The 22956-nt window shown below is 64.8% G+C and carries 28 protein-coding genes and 1 pseudogene; 8 read left to right on the top strand and 21 right to left on the bottom strand.

Features of this window, described 5'->3' with window-relative positions; genetic code table 11:
- Positions 1 to 9: 9 nt before the first annotated feature.
- Positions 10 to 363, top strand: a complete 354-nt coding sequence (locus ABD115_RS02870) for a hypothetical protein (protein ID WP_343958010.1) — start codon at positions 10 to 12, stop codon at positions 361 to 363.
- A 207-nt stretch (positions 364 to 570) separates the two neighbouring features.
- On the opposite strand, the gene ABD115_RS02865 is transcribed toward ABD115_RS02870, so the two are convergent.
- The gene (locus ABD115_RS02865) at positions 571 to 834 is read right to left on the bottom strand and encodes an FmdB family zinc ribbon protein (protein WP_343958008.1); all 264 of its coding nucleotides are present in this window, start codon (positions 832 to 834) and stop codon (positions 571 to 573) included.
- Between the two features lie 11 nt (positions 835 to 845).
- A complete protein-coding gene (locus ABD115_RS02860; RefSeq protein ID WP_343958006.1) occupies positions 846 to 1583 on the bottom strand; it encodes a 5-formyltetrahydrofolate cyclo-ligase in 738 nt (245 codons plus the stop codon).
- A 173-nt stretch (positions 1584 to 1756) separates the two neighbouring features.
- Between ABD115_RS02860 and galU the strand changes: the two genes are divergently transcribed.
- From galU to ABD115_RS02845, 3 genes are all read left to right on the top strand, one after another.
- Entirely contained in the window at positions 1757 to 2692 is a 936-nt protein-coding gene (gene galU, locus ABD115_RS02855; RefSeq protein WP_343958004.1) for a UTP--glucose-1-phosphate uridylyltransferase GalU, read from the top strand.
- Between the two features lie 21 nt (positions 2693 to 2713).
- Positions 2714 to 3322: a GNAT family N-acetyltransferase gene (locus tag ABD115_RS02850; RefSeq protein WP_343958002.1), complete on the top strand. Its 609-nt coding sequence runs from the start codon at positions 2714 to 2716 to the stop codon at positions 3320 to 3322.
- Between the two features lie 92 nt (positions 3323 to 3414).
- Positions 3415 to 4482, top strand: a complete 1068-nt coding sequence (locus ABD115_RS02845; protein ID WP_343958000.1) for a hypothetical protein — start codon at positions 3415 to 3417, stop codon at positions 4480 to 4482.
- A gap of 154 nt (positions 4483 to 4636) precedes the next feature.
- Here the strand turns inward: ABD115_RS02845 and ABD115_RS02840 are convergent, their stop codons facing one another.
- From ABD115_RS02840 to ABD115_RS02820, 5 genes are read right to left on the bottom strand one after another with little or no spacing between them, the layout of a single operon-like run.
- Positions 4637 to 6427: a sensor histidine kinase gene (locus ABD115_RS02840; protein ID WP_343957998.1), complete on the bottom strand. Its 1791-nt coding sequence runs from the start codon at positions 6425 to 6427 to the stop codon at positions 4637 to 4639.
- Positions 6427 to 7128 carry a response regulator transcription factor gene (locus ABD115_RS02835; protein ID WP_343957996.1) on the bottom strand — a complete coding sequence of 234 codons (702 nt, stop codon included), beginning with the start codon at positions 7126 to 7128 and terminating at the stop codon, positions 6427 to 6429. The genes ABD115_RS02840 and ABD115_RS02835 overlap by 1 nt, the downstream gene beginning before the upstream one ends.
- A gap of 22 nt (positions 7129 to 7150) precedes the next feature.
- Positions 7151 to 8815, bottom strand: coding sequence for a DNA repair helicase XPB (locus ABD115_RS02830; protein WP_343957994.1), 1665 nt, complete (start codon positions 8813 to 8815; stop codon positions 7151 to 7153).
- Positions 8816 to 8875: 60 nt separating this feature from the next.
- Positions 8876 to 10858: a helicase-associated domain-containing protein gene (locus tag ABD115_RS02825; protein WP_343957992.1), complete on the bottom strand. Its 1983-nt coding sequence runs from the start codon at positions 10856 to 10858 to the stop codon at positions 8876 to 8878.
- Positions 10859 to 10870: 12 nt separating this feature from the next.
- The gene (locus ABD115_RS02820) at positions 10871 to 11137 is read right to left on the bottom strand and encodes a hypothetical protein (RefSeq protein ID WP_343957990.1); all 267 of its coding nucleotides are present in this window, start codon (positions 11135 to 11137) and stop codon (positions 10871 to 10873) included.
- A gap of 171 nt (positions 11138 to 11308) precedes the next feature.
- Between ABD115_RS02820 and ABD115_RS02815 the strand changes: the two genes are divergently transcribed.
- Both ABD115_RS02815 and ABD115_RS02810 read left to right on the top strand, forming a co-directional pair.
- Complete coding sequence (locus tag ABD115_RS02815) at positions 11309 to 11686, top strand: cold-shock protein (RefSeq protein WP_343957988.1); 378 nt, start codon at positions 11309 to 11311, stop codon at positions 11684 to 11686.
- Positions 11679 to 12353, top strand: coding sequence for a DUF3027 domain-containing protein (locus ABD115_RS02810; protein WP_343957986.1), 675 nt, complete (start codon positions 11679 to 11681; stop codon positions 12351 to 12353). The genes ABD115_RS02815 and ABD115_RS02810 overlap by 8 nt, the downstream gene beginning before the upstream one ends.
- On the opposite strand, the gene ABD115_RS02805 is transcribed toward ABD115_RS02810, so the two are convergent.
- Both ABD115_RS02805 and ABD115_RS02800 read right to left on the bottom strand, forming a co-directional pair.
- On the bottom strand, positions 12350 to 13468 hold the full coding sequence (locus ABD115_RS02805) for an LppP/LprE family lipoprotein (protein ID WP_343957984.1): 1119 nt from the start codon (positions 13466 to 13468) through the stop codon (positions 12350 to 12352). The two genes, ABD115_RS02810 and ABD115_RS02805, sit on opposite strands and share 4 nt — an antisense overlap.
- 105 nt (positions 13469 to 13573) lie before the next feature.
- Positions 13574 to 14362, bottom strand: coding sequence for an alpha/beta fold hydrolase (locus ABD115_RS02800; RefSeq protein ID WP_343957983.1), 789 nt, complete (start codon positions 14360 to 14362; stop codon positions 13574 to 13576).
- Between the two features lie 356 nt (positions 14363 to 14718).
- On the opposite strand from ABD115_RS02800, the gene ABD115_RS02795 reads away from it, so the two are divergent.
- Entirely contained in the window at positions 14719 to 15243 is a 525-nt protein-coding gene (locus ABD115_RS02795; protein ID WP_343957981.1) for a hypothetical protein, read from the top strand.
- Here the strand turns inward: ABD115_RS02795 and ABD115_RS02790 are convergent.
- From ABD115_RS02790 to ABD115_RS02760, 7 genes and pseudogenes are all read right to left on the bottom strand, one after another.
- Positions 15240 to 15605, bottom strand: coding sequence for a hypothetical protein (locus ABD115_RS02790; RefSeq protein ID WP_343957979.1), 366 nt, complete (start codon positions 15603 to 15605; stop codon positions 15240 to 15242). The two genes, ABD115_RS02795 and ABD115_RS02790, sit on opposite strands and share 4 nt — an antisense overlap.
- A gap of 69 nt (positions 15606 to 15674) precedes the next feature.
- Positions 15675 to 16340 (bottom strand): NAD(P)/FAD-dependent oxidoreductase, encoded by a 666-nt coding sequence (locus tag ABD115_RS02785; RefSeq protein ID WP_343957977.1) that lies wholly within the window; start codon positions 16338 to 16340, stop codon positions 15675 to 15677.
- A gap of 287 nt (positions 16341 to 16627) precedes the next feature.
- The gene (locus ABD115_RS02780) at positions 16628 to 17104 is read right to left on the bottom strand and encodes a GNAT family N-acetyltransferase (RefSeq protein ID WP_343957975.1); all 477 of its coding nucleotides are present in this window, start codon (positions 17102 to 17104) and stop codon (positions 16628 to 16630) included.
- Between the two features lie 81 nt (positions 17105 to 17185).
- A complete protein-coding gene (locus ABD115_RS02775; protein ID WP_343957973.1) occupies positions 17186 to 17749 on the bottom strand; it encodes a flagellar basal body rod protein FlgC in 564 nt (187 codons plus the stop codon).
- Positions 17750 to 17811: 62 nt separating this feature from the next.
- The gene (locus ABD115_RS02770; RefSeq protein WP_343957972.1) at positions 17812 to 18075 is read right to left on the bottom strand and encodes a type II toxin-antitoxin system RelE family toxin; all 264 of its coding nucleotides are present in this window, start codon (positions 18073 to 18075) and stop codon (positions 17812 to 17814) included.
- Positions 18076 to 18300, bottom strand: coding sequence for a DUF6290 family protein (locus tag ABD115_RS02765; RefSeq protein WP_343957970.1), 225 nt, complete (start codon positions 18298 to 18300; stop codon positions 18076 to 18078). It lies immediately after the preceding gene.
- A 136-nt stretch (positions 18301 to 18436) separates the two neighbouring features.
- Positions 18437 to 18562 (bottom strand): annotated as a pseudogene (locus tag ABD115_RS02760) (LLM class flavin-dependent oxidoreductase); the annotation flags it as partial.
- Positions 18563 to 18575: 13 nt separating this feature from the next.
- On the opposite strand from ABD115_RS02760, the gene ABD115_RS02755 reads away from it, so the two are divergent.
- Positions 18576 to 20078, top strand: a complete 1503-nt coding sequence (locus tag ABD115_RS02755) for a recombinase family protein (RefSeq protein ID WP_343957968.1) — start codon at positions 18576 to 18578, stop codon at positions 20076 to 20078.
- A gap of 139 nt (positions 20079 to 20217) precedes the next feature.
- Here ABD115_RS02755 and ABD115_RS02750 read toward each other — a convergent pair whose 3' ends face one another.
- From ABD115_RS02750 to ABD115_RS02730, 5 genes are all read right to left on the bottom strand, one after another.
- Positions 20218 to 20400 (bottom strand): hypothetical protein, encoded by a 183-nt coding sequence (locus ABD115_RS02750; protein WP_343957966.1) that lies wholly within the window; start codon positions 20398 to 20400, stop codon positions 20218 to 20220.
- 9 nt (positions 20401 to 20409) lie between these two features.
- Entirely contained in the window at positions 20410 to 20631 is a 222-nt protein-coding gene (locus tag ABD115_RS02745; protein WP_343957964.1) for a hypothetical protein, read from the bottom strand.
- Positions 20628 to 21626 carry a hypothetical protein gene (locus tag ABD115_RS02740; RefSeq protein ID WP_343957962.1) on the bottom strand — a complete coding sequence of 333 codons (999 nt, stop codon included), beginning with the start codon at positions 21624 to 21626 and terminating at the stop codon, positions 20628 to 20630. The genes ABD115_RS02745 and ABD115_RS02740 overlap by 4 nt, the downstream gene beginning before the upstream one ends.
- A 296-nt stretch (positions 21627 to 21922) precedes the next feature.
- Positions 21923 to 22174 carry a hypothetical protein gene (locus ABD115_RS02735; protein ID WP_343957960.1) on the bottom strand — a complete coding sequence of 84 codons (252 nt, stop codon included), beginning with the start codon at positions 22172 to 22174 and terminating at the stop codon, positions 21923 to 21925.
- 255 nt (positions 22175 to 22429) lie between these two features.
- Positions 22430 to 22789: a hypothetical protein gene (locus ABD115_RS02730; protein ID WP_343957958.1), complete on the bottom strand. Its 360-nt coding sequence runs from the start codon at positions 22787 to 22789 to the stop codon at positions 22430 to 22432.
- Positions 22790 to 22956 lie beyond the last annotated feature (167 nt).

Below are 22956 nucleotides of genomic sequence, written 5' to 3'. Positions count from 1 at the left end.
GAGTGAGAGATGAATCAAGCGGGCACCCCCGAAGCCGCTGATCGTCGGGGCGCCGCGCGCGTGGCTGCGGCGCGCGTGGCCGGTGATGCCGAGGCCGCTGTGCGCGAGGCCAGTCTTGCCGAGGCCGGTCAGCGCGACCCGGGCTCACCAACCGGGCAGGGCGTGCGGCGAGTGCGCGGCTCGCGTCGCGCTCAGCGACCGGCTGCTGCTGGCGTAGACCCGAGCCCGGGCGACCACGCCCTGACCGCGCGAGCGGCAGAAGACAAGCCCGAGGCCTGGGGCGGCGCCCCTGTGCGCCGCGCCACACAGGTGGGCGAGAACGACGACCGCCTGCGCGCCGACAAACCCCCGCACTGGGGGTAGGGGCCAGGTGCCGGCTGGCTGGCTGACTGGCTGGCCGGCGCACGGCCCCGAAAGCGAACCCTGCAGCTGCCTCCGAAGCACCCCCGTTACCTGCGCCGGTAAGTAGGGGGTTTCGGAGGGAAGTGCGGGGTTGACGGTGTCTACGGGCCGCCCGGGCCGGGTCTTAGACCCCGAGCCCTAGGAGCCCGAGCCCTAGGAGCCCGAGCCCTAGGAGCCCGAGCCCGAAGACCCCGAGCCCGAAGGCCCCGAGCCAGACGAGCTTGACCCGGAAGACCCCGAGCCCGCTCCGCTGCCGGCGCGCGAATCGGTGCGGTAGAAGCCTGAGCCGTTGAAGGTAACGCCGAGCGAACCGAAGACCTTGCGCAGATCACCGCCGCACTCGGGGCACTCGGTCAGCGTCGAGTCTGAAAAGCTCTGGTAGATGTCAAAGCTGTGACCGCAATCGGCGCAGCGGTAAGCATAGGTAGGCACAATCGTCGAGCCTACCCGAAGTGGTGAATTCTTGCCTCGGTGACGGCCCCGTGCACCGCGACATCGTGCGCCTCTGTGGGCAAGTTCGTGTCGAGCACCTCTGACTCCCATACCACCGCGTACACCTCCTGCGGCGTTCGGTGGCAAGCACCGCCGCCCGCGTCGTCGCCCGCGTCGCCGCGACCGGCAAGCCGCGCAAGCTCGCGATCGAAGAACCCGCGCCCCCAACCAAGGCGGTTGCCCTGCAGGTCGACCGCTGCGGCGGGAACGAACAGCAGCTCCGCGGCATCCGCGGCTCCTTCGGGGCTTGCCGGGCCCGTGGGCTCGGGGATGCCGAATGCGCCGATCGCAAAACAGTCAGGCCGGTACGGCACCCACTCGAGCAGGTCGCCCGGCAACACCCGTGGTAGAAGCACCTCGATGCCTTGCCCGGAGGCCCACCTGAGATATTCGGAGGTGTCGGGTTCGCCAGCGACACCGACGAAACACGAGACCCGCTGTGCGCCCGAGCGTTCAGTCAACGCGACGAGGTTCGCCGTGATCGCGCCGTTGGCATCACCCTGTTGATCAACACCTTGCTTGTCGTGACCCTGCTTGCCGTCACCCTGCTTGTCGTGACCCTGCGCGGCGGTCTCCGACTTGCCGTAGCCGTGCGTGGCGGCCAGCTCACCGGCGAGATCGGCAGCGAGCGCAGCCCGTGCGACTCGGGCGGCTCGAATAGCGGAGCGCAGCCTGCGCTTGTCATCCATGCGTAGAGCCTACCGCCGCCACCGGGCCAGACGAGGCCCGAACCCAACCTCAGCCCCCAACTCAAACCCGAATGCGATCTCTGCCAGCGCCGGGTACCCGCGTGCCCGGGTACCCGCATGCCAGCGTGCCCGCGAATACCGCCACCACAGCCGCACCGAGATAGGCTTGCCCTATGACTGAAATCCGACCGAACGTCGTCAAAGCGGTGATTCCGGCGGCTGGCCTCGGCACCCGCTTCCTCCCCGCGACGAAGGCGATGCCCAAGGAAATGCTGCCGATCGTCGATAAGCCGGCGATCCAGTACGTTGTCGAAGAGGCCGCGAGCGCTGGCCTGAACGATGTGCTCATCATCACCGGGCGCAACAAAGACAACCTCGTCAACCACTTCGACGGTGTCCCGGAGCTCGAGTACACGCTGCAGAACAAGGGCGACGACAACAAGCTCGGCAAGGTACACCAGGCGAGCGAGCTCGCCGAGGTCCACTTTCTGCGCCAGGGCCAGCCGCTCGGTCTCGGCCACGCGGTTGGCCGCGCCCGCATGCACGTCGGCAACGAGTCGTTCGCGGTGTTGCTCGGCGACGACCTCATCGACGCTCGTGACCCGCTGCTCGATCGCATGGTCGACGTGCACAACACCCGAGAGGTGACGGTCGTGGCACTCATGGAGGTGCCGATGGAGTCGATTCACCTCTACGGCTGCGCCGAGGTCGAGGCGACCGACGAGGCAGACGTAGTGCGGGTGACCGCGCTCGTGGAGAAGCCGAGCCGCGAAGAGGCTCCCTCGAACCTCGCGGTGATCGGGCGTTACGTGCTGCGGCCCGAGATCTTTGACATCATCGACGACCTCGAGCCCGGGCGCGGCGGCGAGTACCAGCTCACCGACGCACTCAACGTGCTCGCGGCTGGCGAGGGCGAGGCTCCCGTGTACGGTGTGGTGTTCAAGGGGCGTCGCTACGACACCGGCGATCGCGCCGATTGGATTAAGGCGAACGTGCTGCTCGGCGTCGACCACGCGGAGCTCGGCGATGAGATCCGTGACTGGGTGCTCGGCTTCGCGGCTAAGCTCGCAGCAGAGACTCCCGCCGTCGACCCCGCGCAGGCAGACTAGCCGCGCGCCGCGGGGCCGACGGTGTTTTCAGGCGGAGCTGAGCTGCCCAGCTCGCTCGGGTCGGGGCGGGTCGGCATTCGGCTGATCCACCGCCGCGACGCGCGCACGCTCGAGCGTTTGCTCCGCGAGAACCGGGCCTGGCTCGAACCGTGGGAGGCGACGTACCCCGGAATTCCCGGGCCGACGCCCGGCGAGGTGTCGCTCAGGCCGACCATCAAACGGATGCTGCGGCAGTTCGACGAGGGTCGCGGAGTGCCGTTTGTCATCACCTACGATGGTGCCGTTGTCGGGCAGCTGAGCGCTTCAGACGTGTCGCGCGGTGCGCTGTGGTCGGCGAGCGTCGGTTACTGGATCGATGCCGGGCACGCGGGCAGAAACATCACTCCCACCGCGGTCGCGCTCGCGATCGACTACCTGTTCGCGACCGTGGGCTTGCACCGGGTTGAGATCTGCATTCGCCCGGAGAACGCCGCGTCGCTGCGCATCGTCGAGAAGCTCGCACTCAGGTACGAGGGGCGCCGGCTTCGTTACATTCACATCGACGGGGCGTGGCGCGATCACGACAGCTTTGCGATCACGCGCGAAGAGGTGAGCGGTTCGATGGTGGATCGCCTCGCCCCGCCCAGCTAACACCTGTTACTGGCCGGTGCGGCTGCTGAGAACCCGAGGCTTTGCGGCGCGCCGGGATGCTGCCCGGGCGCAGCGGTCGTTACAGTTACCACATGAGTACCGGAGGGCTTGGCGGCGGGGTGATGTTCATCGTCATCGCGCTCCTCTGGGGTGCGGTGCTCGTGCCGGCCTGGTTTCGGCGACGCGAGTTCAACGCCGCGGAGCGGAATGCGCTGCGGCTGCAGCGCACACTGCGGGTGCTCGCCGAGACCGCCGAGGTGCCGCAAGAGGTGCGCGTCGAAGCGACTGCGCGGGAGGCGCTGGCGCACGAGCGGTTGCTCCGCACAGCCCAGCGCAGGCAGGAGGCCGAGCGTGAAGCCGAGCTCGCCGCAGCGCGGGCCGAGCAGGTGCGCGCGGAGATCCGTGCGCAGCAGATGCAGAGAAAGCAGGTAGCGATGAATCGGGCGGCGAAGCTTCGGAAGCCAATCGTGCGGCGCCTGCGCTCGCTCGCGGCACTGCTGGGACTCGCCGGGGTGCTCGGTGCGCTCGTGGGGCTTGGAATGCTCATCGCGGGCATCGGACCGGCCGTGCTACTCGGGTCGCTGCTCGCCTTCACTGTCGGGGTCGGAACCCTGGTGCTGCTCGCACCGGGGCGCGCCAAACTCGCGCCAATCGCCGCCGAGCAGGCAGTCGTGTCTGCGGTCGCGGAGGTTCCGTCGTTCGAGCAGGCCGTCGCCACCGGGGAGACTCACGATTCGGCTGCGGCCCATGCCGCCGCACAGCGCGCGGCCGCCGAGCGGATCGAACGGGCGCGCACGATGGCTCGCGCACGGCAGGCACGAGCATATGCCCCGCGCGAGAACCAGACTGATTCGATGCTGCTGCGTGAGGCGCGCGAGCAGGTGGCACGTGATCGCGCAGGGGCTGCGCGCGCGGGAGTTGAGCGCGCCTCTGCTGGCGAGGCCGAAGCACCCTCACAGGGCGGAGCGCAGGAGCAGGCAGCGGGCCAGCGCAAGGAGCAGGCAGCGGGCCAGCGCAAGGAGCAGGCAGCGGGCCAGCGCCAGGGGCGGGCCGCCGGGCGAGCAAACTCGCGGCTGAGTGAGCTCGGGGTCGTCGGCGACACGAGCGAAGGCATGCCAAACCTCGACCAGGTGCTTCGCCGCAAGCGCAACGCCGGCTAGCCGGAACCGGCACCGGCACCGGCACCGGAACCGGAACCGGCACCGGGCACCGGCACCGGTGCATCTTTCTGCACGTAACGCACAGTATGAGACCCGCTAAACGCGCAAAGCCCGCAGAAAGTCGGGTCGACGGTGGCTGAGGGGCCAGGAGCCCCTAGGCACCTGCCTGTGGTGCCGCATCGGCAGCCGAGCCCGGCGCTGCCTGCGGGGTATCTGCCGACGATGCCTGCGGCAGGTCGACCCTGAACGTCGCGCCGCCACCGGGCGTCTCGTGCACGGTAACGGTGCCACGGTGCGCCTCAACGATCGATTTCACAATCGCAAGCCCGAGGCCCGAGCCGCCGGTTTCGCGGTTGCGCGAGCTGTCTGCTCGCCAGAACCGGCCGAAGATCTTGTCTCGAACCTGCTCGGGAATGCCCTCGCCGTGGTCGACGATCTCGACGCGGGTCATCTGCTGGGGCACCTGAATCACTCCGGTTGAGCCCGTTGTCGGCGAGCCCGAACTCGCACGCCTGCCGCCTGCGGCGCTGGCCAGGGCGCCAGAGGCGCCACCAGCACCAGCGCCTGCACCAGCACCAGCACCAGCACCTGCAGAGCCAGCAGCACCCGCCGCGCCAGCCGCACCTACGCCAGCACCAGCACCGGCCGCACCGGCATTGGGGCCAATAGAACCGCCACTCCCAGTCGCGCCAACGCCGAGCTGATGCGTTGGCGTGCCGGGGGCCGGGAGCGCGCTCACGACGATCTCGATCGGGCTCCCAGCGGGCGTGTGCTGCTTGGCGTTGCCGATGAGGTTCGTGATCAACTGGCGAATCTTGTTTTCGTCGCCGAGGGCGTGCGGGTTGCTCGGGTCCTCAACAACTGAGATCTCTCGATCGGGCGCGCCTGCCCTGGCATCGAGCGCGGCGTCGAGCGCGAGTTGGTTCAGGGGGAGCGGCGCGAGCTGCAGCGGGCGGCGCTCGTCGAGGCGGGCGAGGGCAAGCAGATCCTCGACCAGCGAGGTCATGCGAATTGCCTCTTTCTCGATGCGCTCCATCGCCTGGCCCACCTGCTCTGGGCTCTGCAGCGCGCCCATGCGGTAGAGCTCGGCGTAGCCGCGCACCGAGACAAGGGGCGTGCGCAGCTCGTGGCTGGCGTCACCGACGAAGCGGCGCATGCGCTCGATCGTGCGCTCGCGCTCCTCGAGGGAGCCGTCGAGCCGATCGAGCATCACGTTGAGGGAGTCGCCGAGGTGACCGACCTCGGTGTGCGGGCTCGCCACGAGAATGCGCTTCGAGAAGTCGCCGCGCGAGATCTCGAGGGCGGTCTGCTCGACCTCGGCGAGCGGCAGCAGGGTCGTCGTGATGAGGATCCGCGTGAGCGCCGCGCCCAACAGAATCACGGCGATGCCGAAGCCCGTAAACACGATGATGTACTGCGCGACGTGCTGATTAATGACGGTCGTCGAGTCGGCGATGAGCAGTGTGCCCGTGGGGCTGTCGTTCACGAGCAGCAGCGTGGTCACGCCGCGCCAGTGGGTGCCGTCTGCGCTCGACATCTCGATCGGCGGGAAGTTGTCGCTATCGCGCGCCTGGGCGGCCTCGAGGGTGATGCCGTAGCGGCTCACCTGGGGCAGCGACGCCGAGCGCCTGTCGCGGGAGTTGTCGAAGCGCACGTTGCCGTTGTGATCGAGCACGGCGACGTAGTAGCGGGCGTCGGCGCTCTCGACGTCGTCTTGGGTGACGCGGGCCGGGTTGGTGCCCGGGGCAAAGACGTTCGTCGGGTTGTTGCGCAGCTGTGCGAGCTCGGCGCTCTGCTGGTTGATCAAGATGGGGCGGAGCACCGAGAAGGTGCCCACCCCGGCGACGATGAGACCGAGGAAGAGAATGAACACCGTGACGATGGTGATCTTCGTGCGAAGCGAAACATCTGCCCAGTGGTTCCCGAAGTCGCGCAGCTGTGTCACTAGACGGCGTCTGCCTTCAGCATGTAGCCGAACCCGCGCTTGGTCTGAATGAGCGACTCGTCGGTGAGAGGGTCGAGCTTGCGTCGCAGGTACGAGATGTACGATTCGACGATGCCGGCGTCGCCGTTGAAGTCGTACTCCCACACGTGGTCGAGAATCTGCGCCTTCGACAGCACGCGGTTCGCGTTCTGCATGAGGTAGCGCAGCAGCTTGAACTCGGTGGGGGAGAGCTCGACCGAGGTGCCCGAGACGGTGACCTCGTGCGTGTCTTGGTCGAGGCTGATGGGCCCAACCTCGAGCATCGTCTCCTCGTCCTCTTGAATGGTGCGCCGCAGCACCGCGTTGATGCGGGCGATGATCTCGTCGAGGCTGAAGGGCTTGGTGACGTAGTCGTCGCCGCCGACGTTCAGGCCCTCGACTTTGTCTTCGGTGTCGTCTTTCGCGGTGAGGAAGATGATGGGGGCGGTGTACCCGGCAGACCGGAGCCGCTTTGTCACGCTGAACCCGTTCATGTCGGGGAGCATGACATCGAGAATGATGAGGTCTGGCTCTTCTTCGAGTACCGCCGAGATTGTCTGTGCGCCGTTGCCCACCGACCGAACGCCGAAACCGGCAAAGCGCAGGCTCGTGCTCAGCAGCTCGCGAATGTTCGGCTCGTCATCGACGATGAGGATCCTGGGGCCTTTTCGTTCAATGTTCATGTTCTCAGTCTCTGATGATTTGCTATGAACTTGCTGGAAGTGATCGGGGTGCCGCGACGTCTTCAGCGTCGAGTATCGTGTAGGCATAGCCCTGCTCCGCGAGGAACCGCTGCCGGTTCTGCGCAAAGTCTTGATCAACGGTGTCGCGCGCGATGAGGGTGTAGAACGATGCCTTCACGTCGCTCTGCTTGGGTCGCAGCAGCCGACCGAGGCGCTGCGCCTCCTCCTGCCGGGAGCCGAACGAGCCGGAGATCTGAATCGCGACCGACGCGTCTGGCAGATCCACCGAGAAATTCGCAACCTTCGAAACGACAAGAATGCGCTCCTCGCCCGAGCGGAACGCGTTGAACAGCTGCTCGCGCTCGTCGACCGGGGTCTGGCCGGTGATGAGCGGGCAGCCGAGCGACTCGGCCATTGACTCCAGCTGATCAATGTACTGGCCGATGACGAGCACGCTCTCGCCGGGGTGGCGCTCGATGATGTCGCGCGCGATGCGCTCCTTCTGGGCGGTCGAGGCGGCGAGCCTGTACCTATCTTGATCTTCAGCAACCGCGTACTCGAGCCGCTCGCTCTCGGGCAGATCGATGCGAATCTCGAAGCACTCGGCAGGGGCGATGAAGCCCTGCGCCTCGATGTCTTTCCACGCCGCGTCGTAGCGCTTCGGCCCGATGAGGCTGAACACGTCGCCCTCGCGCCCGTCCTCACGCACGAGCGTCGCCGTGAGCCCGAGGCGGCGGCGAGCCTGCAGATCGGCGGTGAGCTTAAACACGGGCGCCGGCAGCAGGTGCACCTCGTCGTAGACGATCACGCCCCAGTCCTGTGCGTCGAGCAGCGAGAGGTGGGCGTACTCGCCCTTTCGGCGGCTCGTGAGAATCTGGTAGGTCGCGATCGTGACGGGCTTCACCTCTTTTACCTGACCCGAATACTCGCCGATCTCGTCTTCGGTGAGGTTCGTGCGCTTGAGGAGCTCGTCGCGCCACTGGCGGGCCGAGACGGCGTTGGTGACGAGGATCAACGTCTTCGCACCAACCGCAGCCATCGAAGCCGCGCCCACGAGGGTCTTGCCCGCGCCGCAGGGCAGCACGACGACGCCGGAGCCGCCGCGCTGGAACGCCTCGACCGCCTTCGCCTGGTAATCGCGGAGCTCCCAGTCGCCCTCTTCGAGTGAAATGTCGTAGGGTTCACCCGGCCGGTAGCCCGCGAGGTCTTCAGCTGGCCAACCGCGAGCCACGAGCTGCTGCTTCAGCTCACCGCGTGCCCATGCCTCGACAGGCGCCGTGAGATCGTCGATCTTGTTGCCGAGCAGCGGCGCGATTTTCTTCGCCGACGACACCTCACGCAAGATTGCGGCGTCGTCGGAGCGGAGGATCAGGTCACCCTCGGCATCGCGCTCGATCGTGAGGCGCCCGTAGCGGCGCATCGTGTCGGCAATCTCTGCGGCTACGCCGCTCGGCACCGGGAATTTTGCGTGCCGGTTGAGGGTGTCGAGAATCTCCTCGGCGGTGTGACCGGCGGCCCGCGCGTTCCATAGCCCGAGCCGAGTGACGCGATAGGTGTGGATGTGCTCGGGGGCGCGCTCAAGCTCGGCGAAGACCGCGAGCTCGTGGCGCGCGTCCTCGGCATCTGGGTGCGCGACCTCGAGGAGCACGGTGTGATCGCTCTGAACGATGAGGGGGCCGAGAGTCATAACAGGCCATTCTACTCCGGTTCGCTGCGCGCGGGGAGTGTGCTGATGGTGAACGCGGCGCTACGCTGGCGGAGCGATCGCGGTAATCGAGGTAATCGCGTCGAGCGGCAGTGTGCGCTCCACCCCGGCTGCCTCGTCGAGCGCGCGCAGCCGCCCGGCCGCGAGCGAAACGGGCAGCACGGAGAAGGTGCGCACGGCGCCGCGAATCTCGACGGTGACGCTGAGTTTCGTGCGGTCGCGGATCGCGAGCGTAACCTGCCGGCTCACGTCGGTCGGCCCGTCTTGGCTCGACTCGAGCACGCGTTCGATGAGTGCCTCGATAGCAGAGGCGGAGGCGGAGGCGGAGGCGGAGGCTGAGGCTGAGGCTGAGGCTGAGGCAGTGGCGGGGGCAGTGGCGGTTGCCACGGAAGCGTCGGCCCGCTCGCCAGGCCCCTCGGTCGGTGCCGCACCGGGTGCCGCACCGGGTGCCGCAGCGACTGCCGTACCCGCTGCCCCGCACGGTGCCACGTCGGCTGCCCCGCCCGGTGCCACGAGCCCGGCGCCCCCGCGGGCGGGGTAGCGGGCATCGAGCAGGGCCGCGAGCACGTGATCGGCTCGCAGCCGCGACAGCAGCGGACGCACCTGCTCGTCGCCGGTCGTCACGCCGGCAGAGGTGCCGCGGGCCGCGGTACCGCCGGCAGCCCGGTCGGCGGCGGAGTCGAACGGGCCGCGCGCTGCTGGTTCCTGTAGCTGCAGGTGGGCGAGTCGGCGATCCACCAACACCGTCGAGCGCAGCTCGGGGCGAGCGAACTCGACCCGGGTGCGAGCGTCGTCACCGAAGTGCGGCACGACCACAATGCTGCCAGCGCGCTCGCTCAGCGTGGTGATGAGGTAGTCGACGGGCTGCGGTATGCCCGTGAGCGTGAGGCCCTCGATGAGCTCCCTGATGGTGTCGCCGGTGAGGCCGCGATGAAAGGCGTCAGACAGGGTGGCCTCCGAGATGCGCAGCGTTGACGCGACCCCGAGCTGTTCAGGGAGGGCGATGGCGGCCAGCGCGGCCTCGTCGCGCGCAGTGAGCGGCCCCGGCACAATGACCGAGAGGTCGGGCTGAATATAGATGCCAGGGGCTGTTTCTGGCACGCTGAGGTGCGCCGCGAGGTCGGGTGCGGCCGAGCCGGTGAGGGCAGCGACGCCGGCAGCGCTGAGATGGCCGCCGACGGTGACGCCGAGCCGTTCCCAGAGTTTCGCTGCGCGCTCGATCGCGGCGAACGTGGCCTCGGTGGCGAGCGGGTAGCGGTGCGGGAAGGCGCTGAGCAGCGGTTCGATCGCCGAGCCAGCCGTTGCGCCGGCAAGGCCGCCGCGAAACTCCGGCGGCATCAGTGCCACCGACGCGATGGCGAGCGCCGCCCATCGGTCGCCGCGTTCGGAGGTGAGCCAGGCGGATCCGCGGGCCACACAGAAGCCGCCCTCGGGGCGGGTGAGATCGGCTGTACGCAGCACCTCGAGGAGCTCGTCGGTGTGTGGGATGGCGAGCCGGTCTTCGGCCGTGCGCATCCAGGCGGCTGCGACCTCGCCGTTGCGATTGAGCTTCGCTGGCGTGCGCTCGAGATCGCGGAGCAGCCAACCGGCCTGGCCCGTCGCGGTGAGGGCTGAGGCGAACCACGACGAGGTATCGCCAGGCTCGGCTGGCACCGTGGTGGGGTTGCTGGCGGCCGCGAGAGACGCTGCTGACAGCCCGCGCGCGGTCAGCAGTGTCTCGAGCGCGTGGCCGACCTCGGCGAGCGGGGCGTTGTCTGCGCCAATGAGCCCCAGGGTGCGAAGCCGCACGTACCCTGTGTCGCTGGGGTCAGCGGTCGCTGCCGGGGTTGCGAGCAGCAGGAGTTCTGCCCGCGGGAGCATGGTGAGCGCCTGCGTGATGGAGTCGGATTTGAGTAGCTCGGTGGCGAGATCTAAGGGGTCGTTCACCGAATTTGGTGCCGCGATGCGGCGGGCGCGCGCGAGCTGGCTGAGCGCCGCGCGGTCGAGCGACGCAATCAGGGAGGACAGCGCGAGCGTGCCACTCATTGCGGGGCCGAGTCAGTTTTTCCCGCGGCTGACGGCTCGACTGCGGCGGCGCTGCGCAACGACAAGGAGCACTATGAGCAGCACAAACCCAACTGGCAGAGCAAACAGCGAGATGCCGTAGACCACCGGCCAGAAGCCCTCGGCGACCGCCTGCCGGTCATTCATGCCGACGATGAGCGTCGCAAAGAACGAGCCGAGGGCCACAACGATGATGCTGACGGTCGCGAACGCGAGTATCCGCTCGAACAGCGACGGGTTGCTGGTATCTTCGGTGCTCATTCCACCGAGTTTAGCGCGCGGAGATGTGGGAGGGCGCCAGGCTGTGATTTCGCACAGTTCGTGAAGCCCGAACGGCTAGACTGCTAGACAACGCGCGGTGCAACGGCCGCGCTCGAATACTTTCGGTCGCGAGACCGGTGCGGCGGCTGCCGCGAAAGGGAAGGGCGAGACATGCCGAACGGCAAGGTCAGGTTCTACGACGAGGAAAAGGGCTTCGGCTTTATTCAGGGCGAAGACGGGCAGCAGGTGTATCTGCATGCGTCGGTGATTCCGGAGGGCGCTGAGGTGCGCGCCGGTAGCAGGTTGGAATACAGCGTGGGCGAGGGGCGGCGCGGCCCGCAGGCGCTGTCGGTGCGCGTGCTCGACACCCCGCTGCTTGCGAAGCGCGGCAGGAAGTCGGCCGACGAGATGGCGCTGATCATTGAAGATCTCGTGAAGCTACTCGACGGCGTCGGCGGCAGGCTGAAGGCCGGCCAGTACCCCGAGCGACAGGCCTCACGCCAGGTGGCGACGATGCTGCGTCGCGTGGCGGATGATTTCGATGTCTGAGCGCGGCGAGTTCGACGAGGCGGCTGAGGCCGCTGAGGTGGCTGAGGCCGCTGAGGCGGCGACCGTCGAGGCGGTTGAGATCGCTGAGCGCGCGACTGCCGCGGTTGAGCTCGACGAGCCCGCTCCGGCCGTCGCCGACCCCGTGCTGCTCAGCGACCAGGCCCGCGAGCAGGCGCGTGCCGCGCTGGGTGAGATCACCGACGCAGCGACGATCGGTGTGGCCGTTGGCCATGAGGTGCACGATGCGCGCACCGTGACGCTGTTCTTCGAGAGCACGTTGGCCGGCTACCCCGGCTGGCGGTGGGCCGCTGCGCTCGCGCGGGTCGACGCTGAGGCGCCCGTGACCGTGCTCGAGGTCGAACTGCTCCCCGGCGAGGGAGCAATGCTCGCCCCCGAGTGGGTGCCCTGGTCCGAACGACTCGCGCAGTACCGCGACGCCCAGTCGCGGCAGGCGCGCCAAACGGCCGCCGAGCGCGCTGCCGCTGAGGAGGCCGCCGACGAGCTCGCGGAGTTTGACGACGCCGACGAAGACGCGCTCGAAAACGACTACGCAGATTTCGACGACGACCTTGACGGGGTCGATCTCGACGAGTCAGAACTCGATGAGTCAGACCTCAACGAGGGCGATAACGACGACGATAGCGACGACGACAGCGACGATCGCTAGTCGCGTGTGCTCGCGGCCTCGCGAGTAAGCTCCCGAGCCTGCGTGTCCCAGGTGAAAGTTGTCGGGGGCAGAGAGGCGTCGGGTGACGCCCCGCCGGGGGTCGCCGATACTCCGCCCGCTCTGGCCGTAATCGAGTGCTTTGAGAGCCGCGACACGAGTGGCTCATCGGCCGTGGGAGCCGGGGTCGCGGTGCCGATGAAGTCTTCGAAATGGAAGAGCAACAGGTGGGCCGTCGATGCGCCATCGGCCCCCGGGGCGGCCGCCGGCAGCACTGCCCAAGACAGCGGCAGGCAGGCGTCAAACGTGCTCTCCGCGCGCGCGGCCGCACCGGCAACGTCCCAGCCCCCATTGGCGGGCGGGCCCGCGAGCTCCGCGGCTTGTTCGACCGGAGAAATCTCGGTGACAGCGGCTGCGATGGCGGCCTCCGCACCCCGATCCACACACGACATGCTGAACTCGTCGGCGAGCCGCGGGTTCGCACCGAGAAACGCGTCGAGCGCCGACTGCTCGTAGGCCGCGACGGTGTTCTCGATGAGCACGATCCACGCATTGCCGACGAGGGTGTGTGAGATCGCTATCGTGCCACGCATGTCGCCCGTCGCAACCGACCGGGTAAACGACGTGGCCGGGCCGCGGTTCGATTCGGTGAACTCCGCGGCGCGCAGATCCGCCGCGAGTTGTGCGATTGCCGCGGCGGTGAGCTCAGCCGTGAACTGGTACAGGTACACGCTGTCGAGGTACACCACCCAGTTGCAACTGCGCTCCTGCCGCACCGCAGCAAGCGCCTGGCGCGTGGCCTCATCGCTGAACTCGTCGAGCAGTGCGCGGTCGGACTCGCCGTAGCTCGCGGTGACACGATCGGCACCGAACGAGGCGAGAAACGCGGCCTGCTCGGCCTCGGCGCTGGGGTTCGCCCTGTCGCAAGCTGGGAGCACCATTCGCTCGCCTCGAGCGGGCCGCTTCGCGTGCGCACCGTTGCGGTCAGAGGGGTGCGTGTCAGAGTGCGGCTCTGAAGCATCGGAGCCGTGGCACCCGCTGAGCAGCAACGTCATCGTGAGTAGCGCGCCAAGCAACGAGGCAGCCCGCCGCGCCGCGTGTGCGCGTGTGAGTATCATATCGCCGCCCCGTAACCGCCCTGTGGTGAGCGCTCTGCCTCCCACCATAGGGCCCCGGCGGGGGAAAATGGCGTGAATGTCGCGAACTCGTCTGAAGATGACGCATTAGCGAGCGGCGTGCGCCGCTGCGCGGCCCAACCAGTCGCGCACGAGCGCGCCGACCGTATCTGGCTGTTCAAGGTGTAGGTTGTGCCCGGCGCCGTCGAGCACGACAAACGCGCCTCGCGGGTAGTGGCCCGTGAACGCGAACGCATCGGCGAAACCGACAACGTGATCCTGCCGCCCGAACACATGGAGCGCAGGTGAAGCGAACGGCCCCGCCGCGCCGCGCTCGGGGGAGTATGCGTCGGTGTAGGTCGCGTTCAACCGGGCCAACACGCGCAGGTTCGACCCGCGAATGCCCGGTAGCACGAAGCGCTCGAACCCGCGCAGTGTCCGCTCGGTGTGCACGACGGCCATCTCCGCATACTCCGTGCGCGCATCGCCGGCGAGCTCAAGCACTGCCTCATCGTGCCGCACGACCTCGCGAGGCGGCAGGGAGCGCTTGTCCCGATCCAGCTCGAACGCGCCCGCCAGCGTCGCGAGCCCGACGCACTGCGCTGCGAGCTCGTGCGCAACGTGCCTGGCGACCATCGCCCCAAACGAGTTGCCGATAATCGCGAACGGCCCGCCGCCCGCGATCTCGCGCACCTCGGCGAGCACCGCATCAGCAACCTCCCGGGGCGTCGCGGCGCCCGTATCGCTCGCGCCCTCGGCCCACGGCAGATCGAGATACACGCGCCTCCACCCGTCGTCGGGAGCCATGTCTTCGAGCGGCAGCATGATGCGGTGATCGACACCGAACCCGTGCACCGCAATCAGGGGCACGCCGTCACCGTATGTCTGCGCAATCACGCTACGAGCCTAGTCGCGGTGCGCACGCTCCGCGGGGCGGTGAGTGTTAGCGTCTGAGGCATGAAGTTGCGTTCCTTCATCACCTCAGACACCCCGAAGCTCACTGCGATGCTCCACCGAGCCTATGCTGAGCTCGGAGCAGTGGGGCTGAATTTCAGGCTGTCGATCAGAGCGAAGCGACGGTGGACAGCGTGCAGTGGCCGGGGAAGACCTATCGCAGCGTCGTGATGGTGCGGGATCTCCCCGGAATAGAACCAAGCAACCCGGCAGGTTCTGCTGCGAGGGTTGATTGATCACTCCTTGGCATGAGAACGTGGGCGAGGACCAACGTATCGAAACTGAGCGAAGGCGATGCGATGCATTCGGATGACGCGACTGGGGCTGTGGGCCGTGCGGTGCGCGTGCGGGAGCGGATCAGTCTCGCGCTGATGCTGCTGCCGCTCGCCGGGTTGCTGGCCTTCTTAATGCTGCGGCCCGCGGTCTGGGCAACGAACCTCGCGGTGTTTTTCGACGGCGACGGCAACCTGGTTCGGAGCGATGCCGGGTGGATGCTCTCGGTGCTCGCGCTCGCCGCAGCGACGCTCTGCGCCTGGGTCGGGGCGCAGGGCCTCCGCGCGCAATGGAAGGTGAACCGGCGGTGGCAGCGCGGGTTTCTCGGTTCGATCGCGGCAGTGCTTGTCACCCTGGTGGTGAATTCGTGGACGATGACGCAGGCCATCGACGCGGGCGGCGCGCCGAACGTTGGGTGCGCGATTCTCGCCACGCTGGCCGCGATGCTCTACGGTGTTGTCTGCGCGTGGGTGTCGCCGCCAGACAGCGAAGATGTGTGGGCGCACACCTTCGACGGCGACCGTGATGCCGCAGCAGCCCTCCCGAACTAGCCGGTGACGTCGGCGAGCGGCACGAGCTCGCTCGGCATCGGCCAGGCCAGCCGGTGCGCGGGCAGCGGAACGCCGCCGATCGCGTCGCCGTAGTCATCCTCTTGCACGACGATGCCGTCGGGGGAGACCTCGATGATCTTTACCCTCGTCCAGCTGCTCGGGGTCTTCCAATACGCGAAGCGGTCGGCGAGATAGCCGATGCCGAGCTCTTCGAGCCGCTCCTCCGCGGTGAGCCAGTCGACCGCGGTTGAGCGCCTGCCGAGCAGGTCGATGGTCGCAAAGTCTTCGCCCTCGGGCACCATCCAGCCGATGAGTTCGTTGTCGCCGCGTCGGTGCTCGATCCAGTCGGTGGGTACAGCCATCACCCCAGCGTATGCGCCGGGGCATGAGAAGGCTAGCGAAAGCTGCGGCCTGTGCCGCTCGTCTGGGCGCTACGCGCGCAACCACGCGTGATCAGCGACGACCTTGCGACCGATGGCGCCAGAGAGAATCACCCCGGGGTGCGCGACCGCGAGGTACAGACCCCGCACTCCGTTGGCAGCGCCGACCAGGGGCTCGCCGCCCGCGGGCATCGGGCGATCCGCAATCAGCGCGGCCTCCACGCGCACGCCGGCGGTCGCCAAGAGCGCTGCCGCACCAGTACCGGCGGCGAGCACCACGCTCGCCGCGTCGATGCGCCCGGCCGGTGTGTCGACGCCAGTGACCAGGCCGTCGGTCCCGGTGAGCCGCAGCGCCGGGGTATCGAGGCGGATCTCTGCGCCGTGGCGGCGCGCGCTTTCGAGCAGCGCCCGGGTGAGCCCTACCGGATCCACCCCGGCATCCTTTGGTGCGTAGGCCACAGCGGCCGGCGCGCTGCGAAGCGACGGCTCCATTGCGAGCGCCGCGGCACCCGTGACGAGTTGCATGGGGCTGCCGCCCGCCCGGTGCTCGGCGACGAACTCGCGCGTGAGGGCGTCGGTCTCCTCCCACGACAATGCCCCGAACGGGCGGTGGCCGACGGCGCCGGGTAGCCCCCGGTCGAGCACCGTCACCGCGTGGCCCGCGCGCGCGAGCGAGTGCGCGATCGCTGCACCAACGATGCCCGCGCCCACAACCACGATGCGCCCGGGCTTCGCGCTGTGCGTTGTATGTCTTTGTGCCAGCCATGGAGTGTATCTGGGGTGCCGCGGGGCCAGCCCGGTTGCCGCCCGTGGACCCTGCACTTCCCTCCGAAACCACCCGCGTGTTTCGCGAGGGAACGGGGTGGTCTCGGAGGGAGCTGCAGGGCTCGGTGGGGCGGAGCCCAATCGAACTGAGTCGCCCCCGCGCCCGCCCACACGCGCAGCGCGTGCATGCGCGATCTCGCCCGGGCCCGCTTGCCCGCACCCGCGCACGCCGGCGCGGCTTACGCCTCGGTGAGAGTTTTTCTCATCTTGACGCTTGTGGTTTCGTAGCCGAGGGATTCGTACAATCCGCGCGCAGTCGCATTGAAGCCGAAGACGCTCAAACCTGGCGTGACCGCGCCCTGGGATCGCGCGTAGTCCTCGGCGAGCTGCATGCTGGATCGGCCGTAGCCGCTGCCGCGAAAAGCGGGATCAATCGTGATATCCCACACCCACCATGACGTCGGGTCTGTCGAGCTATCGCGCCCAACCCAGACGTATCCGACATGTTCATCTGCCTGGCTGAGCACGCCGAAGACTGCGTTTGTCGAGGTCGACTCCCCGCTGGGGAAGGCCGCGCTGATGCTCTGCTCGGCCTGCTCCTTGGCGGCCTCGGGAGAAACGCCTGCCTCGATGAGGTCGGCCGCGTAGGCGGCGATGCTGCTGGCCTGCCACGTCGGAAACTCTTCGTGCGTAACTGGCGAAAGGTGGGTGCTCATCTGGTTAGTATTGCAGGTTGGCGAATCGTCGCTTGGCCTGGCCCCCAAGCCAGGTGCGGTGAGGCGGCAGCGTAGCAACACCTAGTAGTCGGGGTAGATTACTTCGAGCTCGGGGAACGACGCTGGAACGTGCCGTTCGATCGGCTTGCCCGGTTCGATGTCGACGAGCAGGGTGGCGGAATCGAACCCAATGGTGCGTGTGACGATGCCCAGCTCGGTGTCAAAGACCATAGTGCTGCGCATCGCCGGGTCGGAGCCGTGCTCGAAGGTGAGCAGCATCGATTTCCTTCCGACGCGCTCGACGAGCACCGGCCGGTACCCATGGTCGTGCTCGCCCCACCACCCCAGTGTCTCGGGGAACGCCGGCTTGATGGCCGGCGGGAGAAAGTCTGCGAGCTTCGCCGGCAGCTGGAACACCTCGCCGCGATCAAACCTGACGCCGCCACGAAACTCCTCGACGTGGCCGTGCTCAGCAGTTGCGAACCAGGCCTCGCCGGCCCGATCCACTTCGATGTGCCACTGCTCGACCCTGTCGCGATCTTGCACTAGCGCACGCGCATGGAAACTCTCGAAGGTTTGCAGCGCCTGCAGCTGTGCAAGCACCTGCCCGCTCTCTTCGGGTGAGAGGATTCGGTCGAAGATCATACTTCGACAGCGTAGCCTGGCATCGGAGTGCTCGTTCCAAAGAGGCTGTCCAGGCAGATTCCTTACCGGTAAATCTCGCGTCGATGCCCAACCTCGATGGCGAGCACGACGGGTTCGGCGTCGCAGATTTCGCACAGCACTCGATTATCGCCCAACCGATACCGCCATTTGCCGCTTTGACCGCCAGTGAGGCCCTTGCCGGTGCTGCGTGGATTCACGCACCCGTCGATGTGCTTGTTGAGCCATGCCACGATGATGCGCCGCACTCCAGGGCCAAGCTTCCCGAGCTGTCGGTCCGCTCGCCGGGAGTAAAGGAGCCGCCACATCTAGAGGTGTTTCGCGGCGGCCCCGGACGCCGGCAGGGTCTGTGGGGTGTCGTCGAACTCGCGTTTCACTCCCTCCCACACACGAAGAACGAGCTCGTCTTCAATGAGAGACAGCGCGGCGGTGCGCACGAATTCAGACACGGTCATGCCAAATGTCTTCGCGTAGTCCACGAGTGCCTGCTTCTCTGCTTTTGCGAGTCGCAGCGTGATCGTCGTCGCGGTCATAGCACCCTCCCGTGTTACGGCGTAACACGTTGCTTGTTGAGGGCTGCCCGTCATCCGCCACCCGCACGCCCCAACGCGAGCACGAGAAAGCGGGGAGTAACCAGGGCTGGCCACTCCCCGCTTCAGGAGCTCCTGCTTAGACCGCGTCGCCCTCCGCGGGCCCCTCGGTATTCGGCTTCCAGCCGAGCGCGGGAGCAACGTGCTTCGCGAACGAGTCGAGAATGTGCAGGTTGTACTCGGGCCCAAGCTGGCTCGGGATGGTCTAAACTGCATCCATGAACAACGCTGCTATCTACTGCCGTATCAGTCGAGACGCTGAGGGCGAGGGCACAGGCGTAGCGCGCCAAGAGGAGCTATGTCGTGAGCTTGCGGCACGGCACGGGCTAACCGTGGTCGAGGTCTATACAGATAACGACATCGGAGCGAGTGAGAAGACTGACGCGAAGAAGGTGCGGCACGGTTTCAACAAACTTGTTGCGGACACGCGTGCGGGATTGTTTCAGCACATCATTGCATATTCAAATTCAAGGCTCACGCGACGAATTCGAGAGCTTGAAGATCTGATACAGCTCCATGATGAAACGCGCGTGGAGTTCAGAACGGTCGTATCTGGTGATGATGATTTATCAACATCGGACGGGCGCATGATTGCACGACTAAAAGCGACTGTGGATGCTGCGGAGTCGGATCGAATTTCAGAGCGTCAGAAAGCTGCTTTTCGATTTAAAGCCATGCAAGGAGAGCCAAAGATCACCCGCCAGCGTGCTTTTGGATGGGAGCCGGATGGGATTACGGTCAGAGAAGAGGAAGCCGCCAGGGTGCGGGCTGCTGTCGAGAAGATTCAGCGAGGGAGTTCAATCACCGCGATAGCACGAGAGTGGGAGCGGGCTGGGGTGCTAACTGCGGCGGGCGGGTCGTCATGGGATTGGACTACCGTGCGCCAGGTTTGTATTGGTTGGAGAAGTGCAGGCATTAGAACTTACAAGCGTGAGCCGCTCACAGATAGCGCGGGGGAGCTGGTGCGGGGGACATGGGAGCCACTCATCAGCTTGGAAGATAGGGCGTTGGCTCTGGCTGCGTTAGAAAAGCGAAGCCGTAAGAAAGTGCGCGAGGGTCGTTGGAAGCTCACCGGATTACTGTGGTGCGGTGAATGCGCGAAGCCGCTATATGGTCAGTTGTCTTCTGGCTCCCGAGGGATTGACACATACGCATGTAAGTCGGGCGATGTTTCTATCTCTGCTTTGAAGCTTGAAAATGTCATTCAATCTGCACTTTTATCGCGTATGAATACGCGAATGCATGAAATTGCTGAGCGTGCTGGGCTAAGGGAATCAGCTGCACCCATCGAATGGGATCAGGCTGAGGAGCTGGAACAAGTGAGCACACAAATCGCGGAGCTAACAGAGGCTTACAAAGCTCAGGAACTTCCGGGCACCGTGTTCATTCCATTAGTTCAAGAACTCGAAGCGAAGCGCACAGAGCTGCGCAAGGCGCGCGAAGAGTTCTATGCGTCTCAGGCTCTTGAAGAGTACGAACTCACAAACTCATTTGAAATCTGGAACAAACTGGGCGCAGATGTTCTACTTGCTCCCGAGATTCAATATGACACCGATGGGAACGAGTTCAAGCAAGTCGATGAAAAGCGCGAAGAAAAGCTTCTACTCATGAGAAGCGAGATAGAGCGGGTCATTGTTAAGAAAGGGCTACGCGGTCGAGCAAATCGCAACTTTGATAACTTTCTTGAACGGCTTGAGTTCCATTGGAATGATCAAATTTAAGGAACGGGGGCGCCCCCGGACGGCGTGCGCAAAGCGGCGCAAACGCTCACAAATGAGCCGATTCGATTGTAAAATATAACAGTGTCGAACCGGCTCACTTGTGCAATTCCGCCAGGTCTGCGGGTGGGTCTTATTTTGTTCATGCCAGTGGATAACAAACATGACACGCCAGATACTCGCAAGGGTCGTAATAGATAGTGTCTCCCTCTTTGATGGGCGCAACGACATCGAAGATGTGGAAGAAGTCAGGTTCATCAACGACTTCACCAACTTCGTAATCACGGTCAGCAACGCCGAACAGATAACTACGTTTTTTCGCCATAGTCATCACCTACTTCCAGATTGCGGGAAGTAAGCAAGATTGCCCATTCTGAAAAGTCACGAGCAATTCAGCCGAGCCGTTCGCGTGCTTCTTCCCGGTGAGATGCACCGACTTAGCAACGCCGTTGTTGTTGCATGTAGTTGGAACCGGTGCCGCTGCGTGTGCTGCTGTTGCTCCGCCTATTGCAATTAGTGCCGCGAGTGCTGCGGCGATAAGTCCTTTCTTCTTCATCTTCTTGCTCCTTGTTCGTGTAGAGGCTTACGCGCCTCAGCTTTTGTTTGTTCTGTGTGGTCGATGAATTCCCCCGCTCGGGTGATTTCTTCAAATGTGCCAATGGACTCCGTTAGCTCGATGCGCTCTTCTTGCTCCGCGATTTTCTCCGCCTGATATTGCGACTCCCACGGGTATGCGCTTGAAATCACGACAGTGCTGAAACATGCGGGCTTATTCCTAAAACGCGCTTCCAGCGTCTTACTGAAAGGGCTAAGAATCTCCGCCAGTCTGCCCATTTTCATGCTCTTGGAATCAAAGCCGGTGAGTAATAGAACGCTCTCGCCTTGGTAGTCATCAAATGGATGCGTGCGGGCTGCGTTAGCGATATACACATTTTCAGCGCCGTAAGCTTCCAGCGTCATACGGGTTCTAAAAGCGTTAGTAGCGCCCCAGAGGTAGCCAGCTGCAATCTCGCGCGTTATGCCCCTTGCTGCGGCTCTCTGCTTAGCGTGCTGCAAGTCTTCGAGGTGCTTCCCGTAGCGCCATGCCCCACCGTGCGAGAGAATCACATCGTCCGGGGTCTTGTTCTGCCACAAGATTGCGTCTTTCATCGCATCGAGGTCGGTGCGTCTGCCCTGTGTTGTATCGAGGTCGATAGAGCCTTTTTCTAAGCGTTCTATGCCAGGCTCACGGGTGCGCTCTTTGGTGCAATATGTGTAGGCGTCGCGCTTTGTGCCGTATCGAGTGCGCCAGTCTCCGCGTAGCTTGTTCCGTAGTGTGCTGCGGCGTATTTGGTGCGTGTGCTCGATGTAGATGTGGAAGTGTAAGAAGCCCTCGGGGTTCTTCTCTGTGCGTTCTTCGCCGCGTTCCATCTGCCCCACATATGCGGCGTAGGGTTCCAACGCCTCAATAATCTGCTCGCGGGTGTAGAGGGCTGCTGAGAGGGTGCCTACCCAGCTGCGGGATTCGGTTGCGTCGGTTTCTTTCTTCCAACTTTCTGAATTCTTCGCCATTGTCGTACTCCTGTATTTCTGCGGGGTTTGTGCCCTGCTTTCTGTCTCGTGCCTCAAAGCTCTGAGGCTGAATTAATGCCGTAGTGTCTCGGCTTTTTGTCTTGTCTCATAAGTGGGGGGAAACTATACGAACATGCGTTCGCCCCCACTTCTCAGGCGCTACGCGCCTGAGAGCACAGAGGTATTCGCCTACTCGGGTTGCTCTCACCTGCATCACTACGCCTCTCCCTGCGGTCGAGTCTTCGTTCTGCCTGTTCGTGCGCGCCTCGTATTCGCCCACCTCTGTGCTTTCAGGTTTATAGCTTGTGCGCATTGTGCCGGTGCCAGTCCCGCATAACCGCCACATCTTCAACGGTCAGCCATGCATAACCGTCAATATTTAGCGTTTTGATGCCTAAGCGTCGCGCCAGCTTCCTGACATACTCCGTAGAAGTGCCAGCGCCAAACTCTGCCGCACAATCAACTACTTTCACGCGCTCCCAGGGCTGCGGGGTCTTCCTGAAAATCTCAGGCGTTGAGCTCCTATAAAAATCGCTTAATTTAGCCATTGCGCTGCTCCTCGGGTGGTAGCTCCTTGAAAGCTTGAAACTCTGCGCTCAGGTCTTCATTAGGCTGCCGCGGCTCTTCCAGAGCCTTGCCATCAGTCTCAAAATCGCGAGTTGGTAGCGGCTCACGAATCTCGGGAACGAGTCCGACAGCGCCGAGAAAGCAATTACACAAAGATGTATCAACTACTTGCCCGCGTAGCTTCATGCTCATCAAATGGTCATCAAACTCTTTGAGTGTCCTACATAGGTGCGCCATTATTCTGCGCTCCCAGCTTTGAGGGGCTTGACGGTTGTAGCGGTGATTGAATATGCAACGCGTCCATTAGACACATACGGTGTTATTTCGATTTCGCCGACTGCCGCATACATGACACCAGGAACTAAATCGACAGGCTGTTCGACTGAAAGCCCGACATTCTTGTTCTCGTAGGTGATTTGTCCATCTTCATGCGCGAGAGCTTTTAAGCCAGTTGCATATTGAGTCTTACCGCTCTTAGTCAGCTTAGGTTTGCCGGTTGGTTTGCCGTCTTCATACTCCTGCTTTACCGCCTGCGCGCTTGCTTCCATTTTGACGAGAGTCATAAAGATAAATGGTGTTTCTGATGCTTTGAACATTGTTGTTCTCCTTGGGTTAAGTTGTGCGCGTTGTTGCTCACACTTCTAATATCAACATCAGAGACTTTTGAGGGCTGATAACACCACTGAAATAAGCAAAACCCCTGTTCAGCGTATGTATTTGAGATATGCGCATACCTACAAAAATAGGGGCTGATTCACCCAAG

The sequence above is a fragment of the Leucobacter albus genome (assembly GCF_039528015.1).
GTDB classification, from domain to species: domain Bacteria; phylum Actinomycetota; class Actinomycetes; order Actinomycetales; family Microbacteriaceae; genus Leucobacter; species Leucobacter albus.
Note: the sequence above shows the minus strand (reverse complement) of the source record. Positions and strands in the feature narration are given on the sequence as shown.